The organism is Demequina sp. (assembly GCF_047975725.1).
GTDB lineage: Bacteria > Actinomycetota > Actinomycetes > Actinomycetales > Demequinaceae > Demequina.
On record NZ_JBKEED010000003.1, the window covers coordinates 95184 to 113418 of the forward strand.

Consider the following 18235-nt stretch of genomic DNA (forward strand, 5'->3'; position numbering starts at 1 on the left):
GCGCCCAAGCCGAGACGGCGCGATGCGCCTGCGTTAGGGTGAGTCAAGCCCTACGACCGTGGACACCCGAAGGAGAACCATGGCCGAGACCATTCGCAGCGTCGATCCCAGCGAGTCCAGCAGGCTCACCGAGATTGGACAGCTCACCGCGCTTGCCTATCTGGCAGACGGACTGGTGGACCAGGCACACCCCTACATTCCTCAGTTGAGGGACGCGCACGCGCGCGCCCAAGAGGCCGAACTACTGATCCTCGTTGACGGCGAGGACGGATCCGGTCCAGTGCAGGGCACCATCACCCTGGTGCCGCCGGGGTCCGGGCTGTCGGAACTGGCCAGTGGCGACGAGTACGAACTGCGCATGCTTGCGGTGTCGCCCATCGAGCGCGGCCGGGGCATTGGCGCGAAACTCACGCAGGCCGCCATGGACTTGGCGGTTGAGCGTGGAGCGGCCCGGGTGGTGCTGTCGACCATGGAGAGCATGCACGTCGCGCATCGGCTGTACGAGCGCATGGGGTTCGTGCGCCGTGAGGATCTCGACTGGATCGTTCTCGACAATGAAGATGGCACCGTCGACCGCTTGGGGCCGGACGAGGCCCAGAAGGCCGAGCGGCTCGGCACCACCATCAGGCTGCTCGGCTACTCCTGGGAGCCCTGAGCGGTTCTCGAACCCGCCCGCCCCTTCCTGACCCCTGGTTCGCGTAGGTGTCGCCCACTTCTGGGTCTGCGGCGCGCCCTACGCGTAGATGAGGGCCACAGGCGCGCGTAGCGCCGCAGCCGGCCTGCGTGCTCGTGTGCGCGGCTGACGACGCCGTGCTCGCGTGCGCGGCTGACGACGCCGCGCTCGTGGCCCTGTCCTACGCGCTGCGCGCACGTGAGCGTCAAAAGTGGGCCAGGTCTACGCGAACCCGGAAAGGGTGGGGCGTCGCGCCACTAGACTTCTGCCCATGTCATCCCTTGAACGCGCAGACGTGGCGCGCCTCGCGGCGCTAGCCCGTATCGACATGACGGACGAGGACCTGGACCGGCTGTCCGGCCAGCTCGCCGCGATCGTGGACTCGGTGGCGAAGGTCGCTGAGGTTGCAGGCCAGGACGTGCCCGCGACGAGCCACCCGATCCCCATGAGCAACGTGCACCGCGAGGACGAGGTCCGTCCTTCGCTCAGCCAGGCAGACGCCCTGTCGGGTGCGCCGGAGGCAGAAGAGGGCCGCTTCCGCGTGCCCCAGATCCTGGGAGAGGAGGCGTGATGAGCGACGTCAAGGACTGGACCCGCGCCACCGCCGCACAGATGGCCGCCGCCATGCAGGCCGGCGAGGCCACCTCGGTCGAGATCACCCAGGCCCACCTGGACCGCATCGCCGCCGTGGACGCGGACGTACACGCGTTCCTGCACGTCGACGCCGAGGGTGCGCTCGCGACCGCCCGCGAGGTCGACGAGGCCCGCGCCAACGGAGAGGACCTACCCGCACTCGCCGGTGTGCCCATCGCCGTGAAGGACATCCTGGTCACCCAGGGACTGCCGACCACGGCCGGCTCGCGCATCCTTGAGGGCTGGATTCCGCCGTATGACGCGACGGTTACCCGCAAGATCCGCGAGGCCCGCATGCCCATTCTGGGCAAGACCAACATGGACGAGTTCGCGATGGGCTCCTCGACCGAGCACTCGGGATTCGGCCCCACGCGCAACCCCTGGGACCTCGAGCGCATCCCCGGCGGCTCTGGCGGCGGTAGCGCCGCAAGCCTTGCCGCGTGGGAGGCGCCGCTCGCGATCGGCTCCGACACGGGTGGCTCGATCCGCCAGCCCGCCTCGGTGACCGGCACCGTCGGCGTCAAGCCCACCTACGGAGGCGTTTCGCGCTACGGCGCGATCGCGCTGGCCTCGTCGCTCGACCAGCTCGGCCCGTGTGCGCGCACCGTCGAGGATGCCGCCTACCTCCATGAGGTCATGGGCGGACACGACCCGATGGACGCCACGAGCCTCGACGAGCCAGTGCCCTCCTGCGTCGACGCCGCCCGCCAGGGCCGCGAGCAGGACCTGACCGGCGTGCGCATCGGCGTCATCAAGGAACTGTCGGGCGAGGGCTACCAGGCCGGCGTGGAGCAGCGCTTCACCGAGGGACTCGACAAGCTCAAGGCGCTCGGCGCCGAGATCGTCGAGGTCTCCTGCCCGTCCTTCGAGTACGCCCTCGCGGCGTACTACTTGATCCTGCCGTCGGAGGCGAGCTCCAACCTGGCGAAGTTCGATTCCGTCCGCTTTGGGCTGCGCGTCGAGAAGGCCACCGTCGAGAAGACCATGGGCGCGACCCGCGCCGAGGGCTTTGGCGACGAGGTCAAGCGCCGCATCATCCTGGGCACCTACGCTCTGAGCGCCGGCTACTACGACGCCTACTACGGCTCGGCTCAGAAGGTTCGCACGCTCATCCAGCGCGACTTCGCCGCCGCTTTCGAGCAGGCCGATGTGCTGGTCAGCCCCACGACGCCCACCACACCCTTCAAGTTGGGTGAGCGTCTGGACGACCCGCTAGCCATGTACCTCAACGACGTTGCCACCATCCCCGCCAACCTGGCGGGTATCCCCGGCATGTCGCTCCCCGCAGGCGTTGCGCCCGAGGACGGGCTTCCGACGGGCTTCCAGATTCTCGCCCCCGCGCACGAAGACGCGAGGCTGTACCGCATCGGCGCTGCGCTGGAGAAGGCGCTCGCAGAGGAATGGGGCGGCACCTTGACCGCGCAGGCCCCCGAGTTGGAGGTTTCCCAGTGACCGCCATGACCTACGAGCAGGCATGCGAGCAGTTTGACCCGGTGTTCGGCATCGAGGTCCACGTCGAGCTCAACACGAAGACCAAGATGTTCTGCGGCTGCACGAACGAGTTTGGCGCCGAGCCCAACACCCAGGTGTGCCCCGTGTGCTTGGGCCTGCCTGGCGCGATGCCGGTGACCAACCAGAAGGCGGTCGAGTCGGCCATCCGTCTGGGGCTGTCACTCGGGTGCTCGATCCGCGAGTCGTCGCGGTTCGCTCGCAAGAACTACTTCTACCCGGACCTGGCCAAGGACTACCAGATCAGCCAGTACGACGAGCCCACCTGCTACGAGGGGTCGCTCGACGTGGTGCTGGATGACGGCGAGGTCTTCACGATCGGCATCGAGCGCGCTCACATCGAGGAGGACGCCGGCAAGAACACCCACAAGGGTGGCACCGGCGGCATCCAGGGCGCGGACTACTCGCTCGTGGACTACAACCGTGGCGGCGTGCCGCTGGTCGAGATCGTCACCAAGCCCATCACCGGCGCAGGCGCCCGCACCGCCGAGGTCGCTCGTGCGTACGTGGCAACCATTCGCGACATCGTGAAGGCGCTCGGCATCTCGGACGGTCGCATGGAGCAGGGCTCGGTCCGTGCCGACGTCAACCTGTCGCTGCGCCCGCGCGCCGCGGCAGGCGAGGACCAGGACGCGGTGCCCTTTGGCAAGCGCTCCGAGACTAAGAACGTCAACTCTCTGCGCGCCATCGAGCGGGCCATTCATCACGAGGCCGCGCGCCAGGCGCAGCTGCTGCTCGCGGGCGAGCCCGTGGTGCAGGAGACGCGTCACTGGCACGAGGACACGTCGTCGACCACGCCCGGCCGTTCGAAGGAGGAGGCGGAGGATTACCGCTACTTCCCCGAGCCCGACTTGCTGCCCGTCGAGCCCAGCCGCGCGTGGGTCGAGGAGCTGCGGGGCACCATCCCCGAGCACCCCGCCAAGATGCGTGCGCGCCTCAAGGACGAGTGGGGCTTCAGTGACCTCGAGATGCGTGACGCTGTCAACGCCGATGCGCTCGACCTGATCGCGTCGACCGTCGCCGCGGGCGCCACTGCCCAGGCCGCACGCAAGTGGTGGATGGGCGAGCTGGCCCGCACCGCCAATGACCGCGAAGTCACGCTCGCTGCGCTGCCCGTGACGCCCGCCCAGGTGGCGGAGCTCCAGGGACTCGTCGACGGCGGCAAGATCAACGACAAGCTCGCCCGCCAGGCGCTTGAGGGCGTGCTCGCAGGCGAGGGTTCGCCCACCGAGGTCGTGGCTGCACGTGGTCTCGAGGTTGTCTCCGACGATTCGGCTCTCGAGGCCGCCGTCGATGAGGCGCTTGCCTCACAGCCCGACGTGCTCGCCAAGATCCAGGACGGCAAGATCCAGGCGGTCGGCGCGATCGTCGGCGCGGTCATGAAGGCCACCCGTGGACAGGCCGACGCCGGCCGCGTGCGCGAGATCATCCTGCAGCGCGCGGGGGTCGAGGGCTAGCCTCACCCGCGCACGAGCGACGGCCCCCGACCTGGTTCAGGTCGGGGGCCGCGTCGCGTTTGAGGGGGAGGTGCGTGCAGGACGGTGCCGGATCAGGACGGCGCAGGGGCAGAGCCGAGCCGCACCCGCCGGGCTAGTCGCGCTGCGCCAACTTCTCGAGCAACAGCGCCTGCGTCAGCACCATCCGCTCGACCTCGGCGGGGTCGACGGACTCGTCGGACGCGTGAATGCGCGACAGCGCCATGTCCTCGGGCCCCCACAAGACGAACTCCGCGCTGGGGCAGGCCTCGTGAAGCGTCTGCAGCAGCGGGATGGAGCCGCCGGAGCCCACCTCGGACGGGGCGGAGCCAAAGGCCTCGGCGAGTGCTTCCCGCGCGATGGACTCGGCCGGCCCGCCAGTGGGGACGCGGAACGGCGGTGCGGCCTTGATGCGCTTGACCTCCACCTGAGCGCCCCACGGAGCGTGGGTCTCGAGGTGGCGCACGAGCGCGTCGAGCTCGGCCTCGGGATTGGTCCCAGGCACGATGCGCATGGAGATCTTGGCGGCCGCCTGCGGGTGGATCACGTTGGAGGCGTTGGCCACGGACACCGTGTCGACACCGATGGCGTTGATCGAGGGCTTGGCCCACAGCCGGTCGGACACGGTTCCGGTGCCAATCAGGGACACGCCGGGCAGCAGGTCTGCGGAGGCGCGGAAGTCCTCCTCGCTCTGCACCGCACCCTCCCAGGTGCCGCCGGTGACTCCCTCGATCGCGACGTCGCCCGCGTCGTCCACCAGCGAGGACAGCAGGCGGGCGAGCGCCATCATGGCGTCGGGTGCCGCGCCGCCGAAAACGCCGGAGTGCAGGGGGTGCTCGAGGGTCGAGACGGTCACGATGCACGACACGTCTCCACGCAGTGCGGTCGTGACGACGGGCTCGCCGGAGACCAGGTTGCCCATGTCGCAGATGACGAACAGGTCGCACTGGAACAGGTCGGGGTGCGCCTCGACAAACTCCTCGAGGTTGCTTTCCGTCTCCTCCATGCCCTCGACGATGAGCCGCAGCGTCACGGGCGGAGCGCCGTCAAAGGCGCGCAGCATGCCCAGGTGCGTGGCGAGGCCGCTCTTGTCGTCGGCGGCGCCGCGTCCGTGAATGCGGCCGTCCTCCTTGACGGTGGGCGTGAAGGGCTCGGATGTCCACCCCTGCGACTCGGGTGCGGGCTGCACGTCGTAGTGCGCGTACAACAGCACGGTGGGCGCGCCGGCGGGCCCGGGCAGTTCGCCGTAGATGGGCGGGTAGCCCCAGGGCACCTCGGCGAGCTTGGCGTCGGTGAATCCGGCCTCTTGGAACAGCTCAAGCGTGCGCTGCGCCATGCGGTGCACGGGCTCCTCGGGGTGACCGGGGAAGGACACGGAGGGGATCGAGATGAGTTCCTTGAGGTCCTCGATCACGCCGGGCATGAGGGCCTTGACCTTGTCCGGCAGGGACGATGCTGTCATCGCTGGGTTCCTTTCATCGGGTGCCGTACGCGTCCGGTGCCGCACACGTGGGTTGCGCAGGTTTCTGGGTTAGAAGAACGCGCCGATCGCGGTGCCGATGACCATGGTCGTGACGGCCATGATGAGCATTGGCAAGAAGAAGCTGTGATCGACGAGCTTGGTACCCAGTTTGGTGGTTCCGGTGAGGTCGAAGTTCGCGGCGGCGATCTGGGTGCCGTTGGCCGGGAGCGTGTACACACCGCCCAGGCCACCGGCCCACATGCCGGTGACGGCGCCGGCGGGCAGTCCGGCGGCGAGGCCGATGGGCACGATGGTCCGTGTGGCAGTCGACTGGCTCGTGGTCATGGCGGCGACCACAAAGACCGCGACGGCGAACAGGAAGCGCCAGTCGGTCACCCACGAGCCGACGGTCGTGACGATGGCCTCTTCGTGCGCTTCGATGAAGGTCGAGGTCAGCCACGCGATACCGAACAGCGCGATGCCGGACACGAGGCCGGCTTTGAACACCGACTGGTCGGGAACGGTGCCGATCTTGGGCCGGCCCACGAACATGATGATCGCGCTGGCCACGAACATGACGAGGATGATGGTCGCGGTCATGTCGATCTGGGTGGTCTCGCCGCCCACGGTGTACGAGGGGCGCAGGTCGGGGAACAAGCCCAGCGCGACAATGACCAGCACGGATCCCAGGAACGCGAGGGCGGCATTGCGGCCGCGCGAGGTGTATTGGAGCGCGGAGGCGGCAGACGTCCCACCCGCATCGGGCGGCGCGAGTTGACCGGACGCGATCCGCTCTTGCACCTCGGGGTCGTCGGCGAGTTCCTTGCCCACGTGGTTCATGACCAGCGACGTGACGATAATGCCGCCGACCACCGCAGGGAAGGTGATCATGAGGATCTGCCCGAGTCCCAGGTTGTACGGCGCCACGTCGGTGAGGGTCAGCATCGCGGCCATGGCTGCTGACACGGGCGAGGCTGCGAGCGCGATACCCGTCTGGACTGTCGTCACCGTGAGCGGTCGCGAGGGTCGGATGCCGTTGCGGTACGACACGTCGTAGACCACGGGGAGCAGGGGATAGACGATATTGCCGGTGCCGGCCCCTGCACAGAAGCCGAACGCGACGAGCGGCGCGATCACGGTGATCTGGCGAGGCCGGCTCTCGATCACACGTGCCGCCATCGCGACCATCCAGTCGATGCCGCCAGCGGCCTGCATGAGCGAGGCCGCGGTCACGACCCCCAGGATGATCGCCACAGCGGCGGTAGGGGGCTCGCCGGGAGCCTCTCCAAACAGGAACACGAGCACGAACACGCCCACGCCACCCCACACGCCGACGCCGATACCGCTGGCCCGCGTACCGAGCACGATCGCCGCCAACACCACGACTGCCTCAAGAATGAAGACAAGGTCCACGCCGCCTCCCGGGTCTCGGGGCGTCGCGCGCCCACGTCATGACACTACGCGCGGCGCAGGCATCGCGCCTGGTGAAACCAGGCAACGGAGGGCCGATGCGCGAGCGGCCTCCGTAGCGACCCCGGCTAGGCGAGGGTGAGGCTCACGCGCTGCTCGCGCCCGGCCGCCACCGTGACGCTCGCGCTTCGCCCGTCGGGGCCGCTCACGCGGTACTCGCCTGCAAATCCGGTGAGGTCAAAGGTGCCGGAGTCGTCCGTACACACCTCGGTCGGCGCGAGCCACCACTCGCCCTTGATGAGCGCGTGGAGAGCCTCGTACGAGGGCTTGAGGGAACCGTCCGCACGCACCAAGCCTGCGGGCGCGCCCAGCCAGGCCCCCGCATCGGTCAGGCCCCAATAGGTGATCGATTCCACGGCTGGATGGCCCACGAGCGTGCGATAGTGCCGCACGATGTCGTCGGCCTGGCGCGCCTCGCCGTCAGGCGTGGAGGGCCAGTGATCCACCTGGTAGTCGTTGAGGTCCACGATGTGGGGCGGCATCAGGTGCCCGGAAACAAGCGTGGTCTCTGTCATCTGCAGCGGCAGGCCAAACCTCGCGAAGCGCTCGAGGATCTCGAGGGTGGCTTCCTCGCCGCGGTAGCCCTGGTGCATGTGGGTCTGGAGGCCGATGGCGTCGATCTGGATGCCGGCACTGAGGCAGTCCTCGATGAGGTGTGCGTAGTCTTCACTGAGGTCAAAGTCGTTGAGGACGAGCCGCGCGTGGGGGTCGCCGTCGCGGGCGGCGTCGAAGGCCATGCGCACCATCTCGACGCGGCCTTTGGCGCGGGCGAGCCGGGTGACGGCGTTGGCCTCGGCGGTGAAGACGGGCAGGATCACGGCCTCGTTGATCGCGTCCCACTGGTCCACGACGCCGGCGAAGTCCCTGGTCTCGCGGGAGATGCGGGCACGCATCACCGCCTCCGCTTGAGCGTCAGACAGGTCCAGGAGCCACGTGGGTGCGAGCGTGTGCCACAGCAGTGTGTGCCCCTTGACCTGCACGCCGCGTTCGGCGAACCAGCGGGCCGCCGCGAGCAGCCGCTCGGTGGCGGGTGACCCGCGCCGAGGCTCGAAATCGCGCCAATAGAACGGCAAGGTGACGGCGTTGAACAGGTCTAGATGCTGCTGCGCGAGCAGCGGAGCAGCCCTGTCGTCCTCGCCGTTGACCCAGTCGATCAGGTCGAATCCGATATTGCCGAACCCGAACGCGTGCCTCACCTGTTCGACGGTGAGGCACGCGCCGGCGACGGGAGTCCCGTCGGCATGCTCGACCCGTACGCTCGCGCCGCCCCGCCGATGCTCGAGACCGGTGAGGGTCAAGGGCGCGGCGGCGGGAACGGTCGGCTGTGTCGCGAACGCGGGGTCGGGCACGATCATGCGTGGGCGGTCTGTCCCACGGTGCTGGTGGTCAGGCGGGCCGATGCGCGGGTCACCCTGTGCACCTCGCCCGTCAGTTCGATGGTGGTCTCGGTGGCACGGGTGGCCGAGTCTCCGGTCCACAGCGCGACGGCTCCCGGCTCGACGATCCGCACCAGGTCGCGGTCGGTGAAGGCCAGGCGGGTCGTGGGTACCGTCAGCTCGACACGGGCGCTCGCGCCCGCCTCCAGGTGCACGCGCCGGTAGCCCAGGAGTTGGGCCACGGGACGCGTGATCGAGCCGTGGAGGTCGTGGCCGTAGAGCTGCACCACCTCGTCGCCGTCGACGTCGCCACTGTTGGTCACCGTCACCGAGACGACAATGCTGCCGTCGGTGGGGGTGTCAGTGGCGGCCAACTCGGTGTGGGCGAATGACGTGTAGGACAGTCCGTGACCAAACGGCGCGGTGGGAGCCGACGACAGGTTGGTCACATCGCTGTCGCCACCCAAACGCGGGTGCAGGTACGTGTACGGCTGAGCCCCCACGGAGCGCGGCAGCGACAGCGGCAGCCGGCCCGACGGGTTCACCCGACCGGCCAGCACTCCCGCGATCGCGGGACCGCCCTCCTCGCCAGGGAAGAACGCCTGCACCACGGCGGCGCAGCGTTCGATGGCCCACTCGACCGCGTACGGACGTCCCGTCGTGAGCACGAGCACCACGGGGGTGCCCGTGTCGAGGATGGCCTCGACCAGCGCTCGTTGGACGCCAGGGAGCTCGAGGCTGTCCGTGTCGCAGCCCTCGCCGGAGGTGCCGCGGCCGAACAAGCCGGCGTCGTCGCCGACGACCACCACGGCAGTGTCGGCAGCAGCGGCGGTGGCCACCGCATCGGCGAAACCGGAGCGGTCGTCGTCGTTCACGGCGCAGCCATGGGCGTAGGTCACGGGACCCGCGAGCTCACTACGCAGGGCCTCAAGCACCGTGGGTGCCTCGAACCCTAGGTCCACGCCTGGACGCTGAGCGAGCACGTGGTTGGCAAACGAGTAGCAGCCAAACAGTGCCGCGGCGCGGTCCGCGTTGGGGCCAATGACCGCGGTGGAGACCGACGCATCCGTCGCACACAAGGGCAAGGTGCCAATGTTGCTGACCAGCACCACGGACTCCTCAGCCAGGCGCCTGGCGACGTCCCTGTGATCGGGGGAGTCGAGGTCGATCCCCGTGGGCGGAGCGTCGTCGAAAGTCGCGTCGAGCAGGCCGTGACGCTCCTTCTGGGCCAAGGCCCTCGCGACGGCGCGATCCACAAGAGCGATGTCGACTCGTCCGTCCTCGACGGCGGCCTTGAGCGGGGCAAGGTACGCGTCGCCCGTGGGCAACTCGATGTCCACGCCAGCCTCGAGCGCGAGCCCGGCGGCCTCGGCGTGATCGGCCGCGATGCCGTGCAACAGGTGCAGGAAGGCCACCCCGAAGTAGTCGGCGACCACGGTGCCATCGAAGCCCCAGGAGTGGCGCAGCAGGTCCGTGAGCAGGCGAGGGTCGGCGGCCACGGGCACGCCGTCGATCTCCGTGTAGGAGTGCATGACGGAGTGGGCCTCGCCGTCGATGACGGCCATCTCGAAGGGGATGAGCATGACGTCGGCGAGCTCGCGCGGACCCATGTGCACGGGCCCAAAGTTGCGTCCCGACTGAGAGGCGGAGTAGCCCACAAAGTGCTTGAGGGTTGCATCGACACCTGCCGACTGCAGGCCCCGCACATAGGCGGTGCCGACGGCCCCCACCAGGTACGGGTCCTCGCCAATGCACTCCTCGACCCGGCCCCAGCGGGGGTCGCGCACGACATCAAGCACAGGCGCGAGGCCCTGGTGGACCCCGAGCTCGCTCATGGAGCGCCCAATGAGCGCGCCCATCTCGTGCACCAGGTCGTCATCGAAGGATGCGCCCCACGCGGGGGGAGCGGGGAACGTCGCGGCCTTCCATGCCGACAGTCCGGTGAGGCACTCCTCGTGGACGAGCGCGGGGATGCCGGGGCGAGTGCCCGTGACGAGCGCGCGCTGGCGCTTCCACAAGTAGGCCGCGCGCTCGTCGGGGTCGTGGGGGTTGGTGCCATAGACCCTGGTGAGGTGGCCGAGGCCGTGAGCCATCGCATCGTCCAACCGGCCGGTGCTTTGCAGTTCTCCTTGCAAGGGGGCGACGGAGTCGCCCTCCTCTCCCTCCCAGAAGCCCACGATCTGCGCGAGCTTCTCGTCGAGCGTGAGGTCGGCGAGGATGGCGCGCACGCGCGCGCTGATGTGCTGGTCGCGCATGGCTATCCCTTCACCGCTCCGCTGAGCCCGTCGACGATGCGCCGCTCCATCATGAGGAAGAACACGAGCGCGGGGATCATCGCGAGGAAGGTGTAGGCCATGATGCCCGCGAAGTCCGCGGCGTTCTGGCCCTGGAACTCGGTGACGCCCAGCGGCAGAGTCTTGGGCGCGTCACGACCGGTGAGCACCACGAGGGGCAGCAGGTAGGCGTTCCACGATCCGAGGAAGGCGAGCACGCCCACCGTGACCATGCCGGGCTTGGCTAGCGGGATCACCATGCGGAAGAAGAAGCCCACGCGCGTGAGCCCGTCCATGAAGGCCGCCTCCTCGAGCTCGCTCGGGAGCGCTGCGAGGAAGGGTCGCATGATGATGACGGTCACGGGCAGCGCAAACGCCACCTGCGGGATGATCAGTCCCCACATGCCCTTGAGGCCCAGGTCCTGCAACAGCAGGAACAGCGGGAAGATCGCGACCGTGAGGGGGAACATGAGGCCCGCCGTGAAGACCAGGAAGATGCCCTCGCGGCCCTTGAAGCGGTAGCGCGCCAGGGGATAGGCGGCCATGGTGCCGAAGACGACCACGCCCAGGGTGGTCGCCGAGGAAATGATCAGCGAGTTGAGCGTGTACTTCCAGAAGCCAGCCTTGGTGAGAATGTTCCAGTAGTTCTGCCAGACCCACGGGTCGGGCAGGGCGGACGGGTCCGCCGCGATCTGTCCGTTGGAGCGGAAGCCGCCAAGGCCCAGGTAGATCATGGGTCCGAGCGTGAGGCCCACGGCGATCAGGGCCACCAAGATGGTGATGGCGATGGACGAGTCGCCCATGGTGCGGCGCGGGGTCCGTGAGCGGCCCTCAGCCGATGAGGTTCGCGGGCGGGTGATGTCGACAGACATGTCAGGCCCCCTTCGAGTCGGCGGTGTCGCGGCGCATCACGAAGCCCATGTAGAGCAGGGCCGCAACCATAGAAATGACGAACATGATGATGGCGAGCGCGGAGGCGTAACCGCCGTCGTTGCGCTGCGTGCCCGTGTCGACCATGAGCGTGGCGATGGTGGCGTATTGGTCCGTCGAGCCACCGCGGTTGAGAATCCACGCCATGTCGAACAGCTGAATCGAGCCGATGATCGACAGGAACGCCCACACGCGCACCGTCGGGCCAATGAGCGGGATGTTGATACGCCACTGGACCTGCCACCAGCTCGCGCCATCGATCGAGGCTGCCTCTTGTAGTTCGGGGGAGACCCCCGACAGGCCGGCGAGGAACAGGATGATCGCGAGTCCGATGTACTTCCACGACACGATGAAGAAGAAGGTCCAGAAGCCCCACTGGGGATCCTCAAGCCACCCTTGCCCTGGGACCGGTAGCCCCAATCCCTGCACCATTTCGGTGACGGGGCCGCGCGGGTCCAGCAGCATCATCCACATGAGGCCAGCGGTGACCTCAGCCAGGACGTAGGGGGCGAAGATCACCAGGCGGACGGCAGAGCGTCCGGGGAACTTCCGATTGAGCACCAACGCCACGACCATCGCGATGGGCAGCTGCACCAGCATCGACAGGGCGATGATCTGGGCGTTGTTGCCGACCGCGTTCCAGAAGGGCTGGGCGTAGGCCTTCCAGAAGATGTCCTTGGTCTCGGGATCGGTACCACCCACGAGTGCGCGGGTGTAGTTGTCGAAGCCGATGAACTCGGCCAGCTCGAACGGCTGGCGGGAGTCCCACTTATAGAAGCTGTATCGCGCGGCCATCACCATGGGGAAGACGACGAACGCGAGGAAGATCAGGAGGGCGGGACCGACGAAGATGGCGATTTCGAGCCACTTGCGGCGGTCACGGCGGGGGCGGGTCGTGGCGGGGGTCACTGGGTCCGACCCCGTCGCCGGCGCCTGAGCGCCGACGACGGGGGCGTTGCCCGTACCCGAGGCCTCTAGTGCAGTCACCAGGGAGCCTCGCTTTCTTGATTCGGGGGGGGACGGGCGGGTGATTACTGGGTCAGGGCGGCGGCGGTCATGAGGTCCACCACGTCCTGAGAGGTGCCTGTCCCGGCGAAGATGCCGACGATGCCGTCGTTCATGGCGCCTCCGACGTTGGTGCCGAACGAGGTGTCGAGCCACAGCTGCACGTAGCCTGCGTTACCGGCGACCTGGGCGAGTTCGACCAGGACGGGGTTGCTCACGGCCTCGGCCGCTGCGGGGGCGACGGGCAGAGCGCCCGTGGCCTCGGTGTAACCAGCCTGGTTCTCGTCGCTCATGATGAACGACAGGAAGTCGGCGCACTCGGCCGGGGCGTCCACGTAGCACGAGAAGCCGTCGCCGCCACCCAGCGCGGCGGTGGGGTCACCTTCGCCGCCTTCGGTCGCGGGCATCGGGAACCAACCAAGGTCATCGTGCAGGGCGGCGAGGCCCTCGTCGGTGCCGTCAGTGAAGCCCTCGTAGACGAACACGTTCCACTGGCCCATGAGCTCCATCGCGGCCTCGCCGGTGGCCACGAGGCCAGCGGAGGAGGTGGCGCCGGTCTGCGCGACCGTGGAGATGAACTGGTCCTGGAAGGGCTCGGTGCCCAGGAACTCCTCGAGCTGGTCGCCCGCCTCAACCCAGCAGGGGTCCGAGAAGTCAAACGTCGTGCCGGCCGCCTGCATGACGTCCTGCGAGCACGAACGCAGCGCAAAGTTGTACCACCAGTGCGCCGCGGGCCAGCCGTCGGCCGCACCCACAGCGATGGGCGTGATGTCCGCATCCTTCAGAGCCTGAACGGCCTCGCCAAGCTCGGCCATCGTGGTGGGCTCAGCGGTAATGCCAGCCTGCTCGAACAGCGACTTGCGGTACCAGATGCCCTCGACGCCAAACTGGAAGGGAAGGCCGTAGGTGCTGCCCTCGTACTGCCACGGGGCGACACCGCCGCCCAGACGTTCGATGTCGTCCGCCAGCACCTCGGTCAGGTCCATGAGGTAGCCCGACTCCACCTGAGTGGCGAGCTCGCCACCGCCCCAGGCCTGGAACAGGTCGGGAGCGTCGCCCGACTGCAGAGCCAAGGGGATGCGGGTCTTCTGTAGGTCCTCGTTCTGGATCTGCTCGATCTCGATGGTGACGTGGGGGTTAGCCGCCATGTAGTCGTCGGCGAGCTTCTGCCAGTAGTCGCCCAGGTCGTTTTCGCCGTTGTCTCCTGCCACGGCGTTGTGCCACCACGTGAGGGTGACGGGTTCGTTGGAGCCTTCAGTGGTGCCGGTGGTGCCCGTATCGGTGGGCTCCGTCTCAGTGCCGTCGGTGCTGCACGCTGCAAGCATGAGGGCGGCCGATGCTGCGAATGCGACTGCTGCGCTCGCCTTGCGAATGTTCGCCATGTCCGTTCCTTTCAGTCCTCGTTGACCAGCCGAACACGGGAAGTGTTGCAGTCGCGTCTGAAGGATGTCAAACGTTTTCGATAACGATTTCGTCACGCACGGAGGGCGGCTGTAGCATGTCCGACATGGAACCAGCTCCGAGGGTGAAGATGGCCGACGTCGCCGCCAAGGCGGGCGTTTCCGTGGCCACCGTGTCCAAGGTGGTCAACGGCAGGTACGGGGTGGCGAAAGAGACGGTCTCCCTGGTGCAGGCCGTCATCGAGGAGATGGGCTACGCGGGCAACCTGTCTGCGTCAAGTCTGCGCATGCAGCAGACCAACGTGCTGGGCATCCTGGTGGCGAGCTTCGAGCCCTTCAGTGCCGAACTCATCAAGGGAGCCGCGGCAGCGGCCGAAGGCTCAGGGTACGAGCTCCTTGCCCACTCGGGAGGCGATCAGCACGGCTGGGAGCGGCGTTCTCTCGCGCGCCTGGGTGGCACGCTGATCGCGGGGGCGGTGCTCGTCACGCCCACGGTGCTCGACGCGCGCACCATCATCCCCGTGGTGGCCGTCGACCCGCACTACGGGCCCAACCGACTGCCCACCATCGACGCCGACAGTTTCACGGGCGCCGAGCAGGCGACCGACCACCTCATCTCGTTGGGGCATACCCGGATTGCCTTCCTTGGCGGCCGCTCCGAGCTCGACTCGGCGCACTTGCGCGAGGCGGGCTACCGCAATGCCATGGCCGAGGCCGGCATTCCCATCGACCCCGCGCTCGTGCGCGAGACGCGTTACGTTCCCGACCGCGCGGCCGAGGTGACCGCGGAGTTGCTGGCTCTCGACGAGCGCCCCACCGCCATCTTCGCCGCCAACGACGTGACGGCCATTCGTGCCGTTGAGGTCGCCCAGGAGCACGGACTGCGCGTTCCCGAGGACCTGTCAGTGGTGGGCTTTGACGACGTTCCTGAGGCGGCCCTCGCCACGCCCGCGCTGTCGACCGTGCGCCAGCCGATGAAGGCGATGGGTGCCGAGGCCATGCGGATGCTGCTCGACATCATTCACGGCGTTGAGCGCGAGCCGCACGTGCGCATGAGCACGGAGCTCGTGGTGCGTGGCACCTCGGCGCCGCCGCCGGCGCTCGTGCGCCGCGCCACCCCTCCCCGTCAAATGGATCCATTTTCCTCGTGAGGTGAGCGCCCTCTCCCCGTCAAATGGATCCATTTTCCTCGTGAGGGGGTGACAGACTGGGGCGATGATCACCGTCTCCGTGCCGTCCCAGGACATCGCCGATGCGCTGGGGGAGGTGGGGCCGGACGTTCGGGTGATCGTGTGGAACCCCGCTGAGGCCGATGCACCCGAGGCCGAGCGCGACCGCATCGGCCTGGCATGCCTGGCACATCGCACGGGTGGCCGCACCGTGTACGGCAGGCTTGGCGTGTTGCCGGCGCTACGCGCCATCCAGATCGCCTCGGCCGGCTATGAGCATGCGCTGCCGTTCGTGCCCGAGGGTGTCGCGCTGTGCAATGCGCAGGGGGTGCACGACACGCGGACAGCAGAGATGGCGCTGACGCTCGCACTCGCGAGCCAGCGTGGCTTGCCTCAGTTTATTGACGCGCAGCGGCGCCAGACGTGGGAGCCGTGGGAGACGGCGCCCTCTCTCGCGGACCGGCGCGTGTTGATCGTCGGGTACGGGTCCATCGGCAGCGCGATCGGGGCCCGGATGCGTGCCTGCGAAGCGCTTGTCGAGGGGGTGGGCCGGACGGCTCGGGTGGCTCCCGATGGCACGGTGGTGCATGCGGTGGCAGATCTGCCAGCGATCTTGGGGAAGTTCGAGATTGTGGTCATCGTGACCCCGCACGACGACTCGACCGACCGCATGGTCAACGAGGTGTTTCTTGCGGCGATGCCCGACGGTGCGCTGCTGGTCAACGTGGGGCGTGGGCCCGTGGTGGACACCGACGCGCTGTTGGTCGAACTCCAGGCGGGCCGGCTGCGTGCCGCACTTGACGTCACTGACCCCGAACCGCTCCCGGACGGGCACCCGCTGTGGCGTGCGCCCGGGTGCATCGTGGTGCCACACATCGCCGGCTTCGCTCAACTCACTGACCGGCGATACCTGGATCTCGTGAGGCGACAGATCCTCGCACTTGTGGCGGGCGAAGCGCCCGTCAACGTCGTGGCCTAGCGCCCTGCCGCGTTCGCGCGGCTATCATCAGGTGCGCACACGGCGCGCGAATGGCGTCGAGACGGGTATCAACCGGTGGGGCGGGGCGTCAGGAGCCGGTGAGGCGTGTGGGATCAGGGGCGCGCGGAATCCCGCCAAGCAATCCACGACTGCACGATCGCGTTGAGCTCGTCGCGTCGCTCCTCGGCCTCCGCAATCGAGACGATGCGCATCACGCGTCCGTCCGACGTCTTGCCCTCCAGGTGGGGAAAGCTCCCGGGGATTTTTGCGCCGTGGTGGAACATCACGACTGCGTGGTGTGTGGCCTTGGGGAAGAAGCTCGCGAGGTCGCCCTTGTAGACAAAGGTGGGGGTGTCCCACTTGATGATCTCTTCGATGCGGTCGTCACTGGCGAGGATGATCTGGCGGATGCGTTCGACGACCTCTTTCACCGGGTTGTCCCAGCGGCTCATCCACCGCTGAACCTCGTCGCTTGCCATGCCCCCGACCGTACCGCTACCTGCGGGCTTTCGCCTGGTGGTAGAGGTGGAGCGTCGTCTCGCGCGCCTCGCGGTGATCGATCATGGGCGCGGGATATGCCGGGGTGTCGAGTTCCGGAATCCAGCGCTGGACGTAGCGCAGGTGGGGGTCAAAGCGCTCGAGTTGGGTGCGTGGATTGAAGATGCGGAAGAACGGCGAGGCGTCGCGTCCCGTGCCCGCTACCCACTGCCAGTTCAGTTGGTTTTGGGCGTGGTCGTAGTCGAGCAGTGTTCGACGGAAGTGCTCCGCGCCGCGCTGCCACGGCACGCGCAGGTCCTTCACCAGGAAGCTCGCCACCACCATCCGCACCCGGTTGTGCATCCACCCGGTCTGGGCCAGTTGGCGCATTCCCGCATCGACCAGGGTGAATCCTGTGCGGCCTTCGCGCCAGGCGGCGAAAGCCGCGTCTGCCGCGGCGCCGTGGGCCCAGTCGTCCTCGTCCAGGACGACCGTCAACGAATGACGCTGAGCCTGCGGTGCGTGCCACAGCGTGTCCGCATGGAACTCGCGCCATGCCAGTTGCGACTGGAACACCCGGGCACCCTCATTGCGCAGCGGCGACAGCATCCCGAGCAGCGTGCGCGGATGAATCTGGCCAAAGGCGAGCTCGCGCGACAGGTGAGACGTCGCATCGAGGTCGGGCCGGTCGCGCTCAGCGGCGTAGCGCTCGACGTCGTGCGCGACAAAGTCCTCGGCGGCCTCGAGCAGGCGAGCCTCGCGGAACTCGACTTGGGGGTACACGGGGTCAGTGGCATCGCAGTGGGCGGCGTGCAGGTCGAGATCGACATCGTTGTCGGCGGGCGCGAGCCGCGCGAGCCGGTCTGGAGAGGCGGGGATGGCGGGTGCACGCCACCCGTGCGCGCGCCACGACTCCAGGAAGGGCGTGAACACGCGGTAGGGGGTCCCGTCGGACTTGAGTACACGCCCGGGTGCGACGGCGTAGGGCGAGCCGACAAACTCCACGTGCCTGCCGTCGGCCTCGAGGGCGGCCGCGACGGCGCCCTGCTCGGCAACCCCAGCGGGACTGAACTCTTGGGCGGCGAACACGACTCGCGCATCGACCTGACGTGCCGCCGCTAGTACCACCTGCGCGGCCTCGCCTCGCCGCACGGCTAAGGCCCCGCCGGTGTCCTCGCGCAGGGACCACAGCGAGCGCGCAAGGTGAGCGCTACGCCGCCCGGACCACCAGTGCAAGGCGGGCGTCCACGCGAAGACAGCCGCCGCATCGGCCGTTCTCTGGGCCTCGAGAAGGGCGGGATTGTCATGGAGACGCAGGTCGCGCCGAGCCCACCACAGTGACGTCATGGCAGGCACAACGCGAAACGGCCGCCCGGGTGTTCCCGGACGGCCGCCTCGTGACGC

15 protein-coding genes are annotated in these 18235 nt (G+C 68.3%); 6 read left to right on the top strand and 9 right to left on the bottom strand.

Going from position 1 to position 18235, the window contains the following annotated elements:
* The first annotated feature begins 79 nt into the window (after window positions 1-79).
* From ACK5NO_RS00590 to gatB, 4 genes are all read left to right on the top strand, one after another.
* Window positions 80-655 (top strand): GNAT family N-acetyltransferase, encoded by a 576-nt coding sequence (locus tag ACK5NO_RS00590; protein ID WP_416810719.1) that lies wholly within the window; start codon window positions 80-82, stop codon window positions 653-655.
* A gap of 289 nt (window positions 656-944) precedes the next feature.
* Window positions 945-1244: an Asp-tRNA(Asn)/Glu-tRNA(Gln) amidotransferase subunit GatC gene (gatC, locus tag ACK5NO_RS00595; protein WP_416810720.1), complete on the top strand. Its 300-nt coding sequence runs from the start codon at window positions 945-947 to the stop codon at window positions 1242-1244.
* On the top strand, window positions 1244-2758 hold the full coding sequence (gene gatA, locus ACK5NO_RS00600) for an Asp-tRNA(Asn)/Glu-tRNA(Gln) amidotransferase subunit GatA (RefSeq protein WP_416810721.1): 1515 nt from the start codon (window positions 1244-1246) through the stop codon (window positions 2756-2758). The genes gatC and gatA overlap by 1 nt, the downstream gene beginning before the upstream one ends.
* A gap of 5 nt (window positions 2759-2763) precedes the next feature.
* Entirely contained in the window at window positions 2764-4272 is a 1509-nt protein-coding gene (gene gatB / locus ACK5NO_RS00605) for an Asp-tRNA(Asn)/Glu-tRNA(Gln) amidotransferase subunit GatB (RefSeq protein ID WP_416810742.1), read from the top strand.
* Between the two features lie 133 nt (window positions 4273-4405).
* Here the strand turns inward: gatB and ACK5NO_RS00610 are convergent, their stop codons facing one another.
* From ACK5NO_RS00610 to ACK5NO_RS00640, 7 genes are all read right to left on the bottom strand, one after another.
* A complete protein-coding gene (locus ACK5NO_RS00610; RefSeq protein ID WP_416810722.1) occupies window positions 4406-5752 on the bottom strand; it encodes a M20/M25/M40 family metallo-hydrolase in 1347 nt (448 codons plus the stop codon).
* A gap of 69 nt (window positions 5753-5821) precedes the next feature.
* On the bottom strand, window positions 5822-7165 hold the full coding sequence (locus tag ACK5NO_RS00615) for an anaerobic C4-dicarboxylate transporter family protein (protein ID WP_416810723.1): 1344 nt from the start codon (window positions 7163-7165) through the stop codon (window positions 5822-5824).
* A gap of 125 nt (window positions 7166-7290) precedes the next feature.
* Window positions 7291-8577, bottom strand: a complete 1287-nt coding sequence (locus ACK5NO_RS00620) for an endo-1,4-beta-xylanase (protein ID WP_416810724.1) — start codon at window positions 8575-8577, stop codon at window positions 7291-7293.
* Window positions 8574-10853, bottom strand: a complete 2280-nt coding sequence (locus ACK5NO_RS00625; RefSeq protein WP_416810725.1) for a glycoside hydrolase family 3 N-terminal domain-containing protein — start codon at window positions 10851-10853, stop codon at window positions 8574-8576. Before ACK5NO_RS00625 ends, ACK5NO_RS00620 begins: the two co-directional genes overlap by 4 nt.
* 2 nt (window positions 10854-10855) lie before the next feature.
* Complete coding sequence (locus ACK5NO_RS00630; RefSeq protein WP_416810726.1) at window positions 10856-11743, bottom strand: carbohydrate ABC transporter permease; 888 nt, start codon at window positions 11741-11743, stop codon at window positions 10856-10858.
* Between the two features lies 1 nt (window position 11744).
* On the bottom strand, window positions 11745-12788 hold the full coding sequence (locus ACK5NO_RS00635) for a carbohydrate ABC transporter permease (protein ID WP_416810727.1): 1044 nt from the start codon (window positions 12786-12788) through the stop codon (window positions 11745-11747).
* A gap of 44 nt (window positions 12789-12832) precedes the next feature.
* A complete protein-coding gene (locus ACK5NO_RS00640) occupies window positions 12833-14188 on the bottom strand; it encodes an ABC transporter substrate-binding protein (protein ID WP_416810728.1) in 1356 nt (451 codons plus the stop codon).
* 125 nt (window positions 14189-14313) lie between these two features.
* Here ACK5NO_RS00640 and ACK5NO_RS00645 point away from each other — a divergent pair, with 125 nt between their 5' ends.
* Entirely contained in the window at window positions 14314-15357 is a 1044-nt protein-coding gene (locus tag ACK5NO_RS00645; protein ID WP_416810729.1) for a LacI family DNA-binding transcriptional regulator, read from the top strand.
* A 64-nt stretch (window positions 15358-15421) separates the two neighbouring features.
* Window positions 15422-16354: a 2-hydroxyacid dehydrogenase gene (locus ACK5NO_RS00650; RefSeq protein WP_416810730.1), complete on the top strand. Its 933-nt coding sequence runs from the start codon at window positions 15422-15424 to the stop codon at window positions 16352-16354.
* 113 nt (window positions 16355-16467) lie between these two features.
* Here ACK5NO_RS00650 and ACK5NO_RS00655 read toward each other — a convergent pair whose 3' ends face one another.
* Window positions 16468-16833, bottom strand: a complete 366-nt coding sequence (locus tag ACK5NO_RS00655; RefSeq protein WP_416810731.1) for a DUF1801 domain-containing protein — start codon at window positions 16831-16833, stop codon at window positions 16468-16470.
* Between the two features lie 16 nt (window positions 16834-16849).
* The gene (locus tag ACK5NO_RS00660; RefSeq protein WP_416810732.1) at window positions 16850-18178 is read right to left on the bottom strand and encodes a cryptochrome/photolyase family protein; all 1329 of its coding nucleotides are present in this window, start codon (window positions 18176-18178) and stop codon (window positions 16850-16852) included.
* Between the last annotated feature and the right edge of the window lie 57 nt (window positions 18179-18235).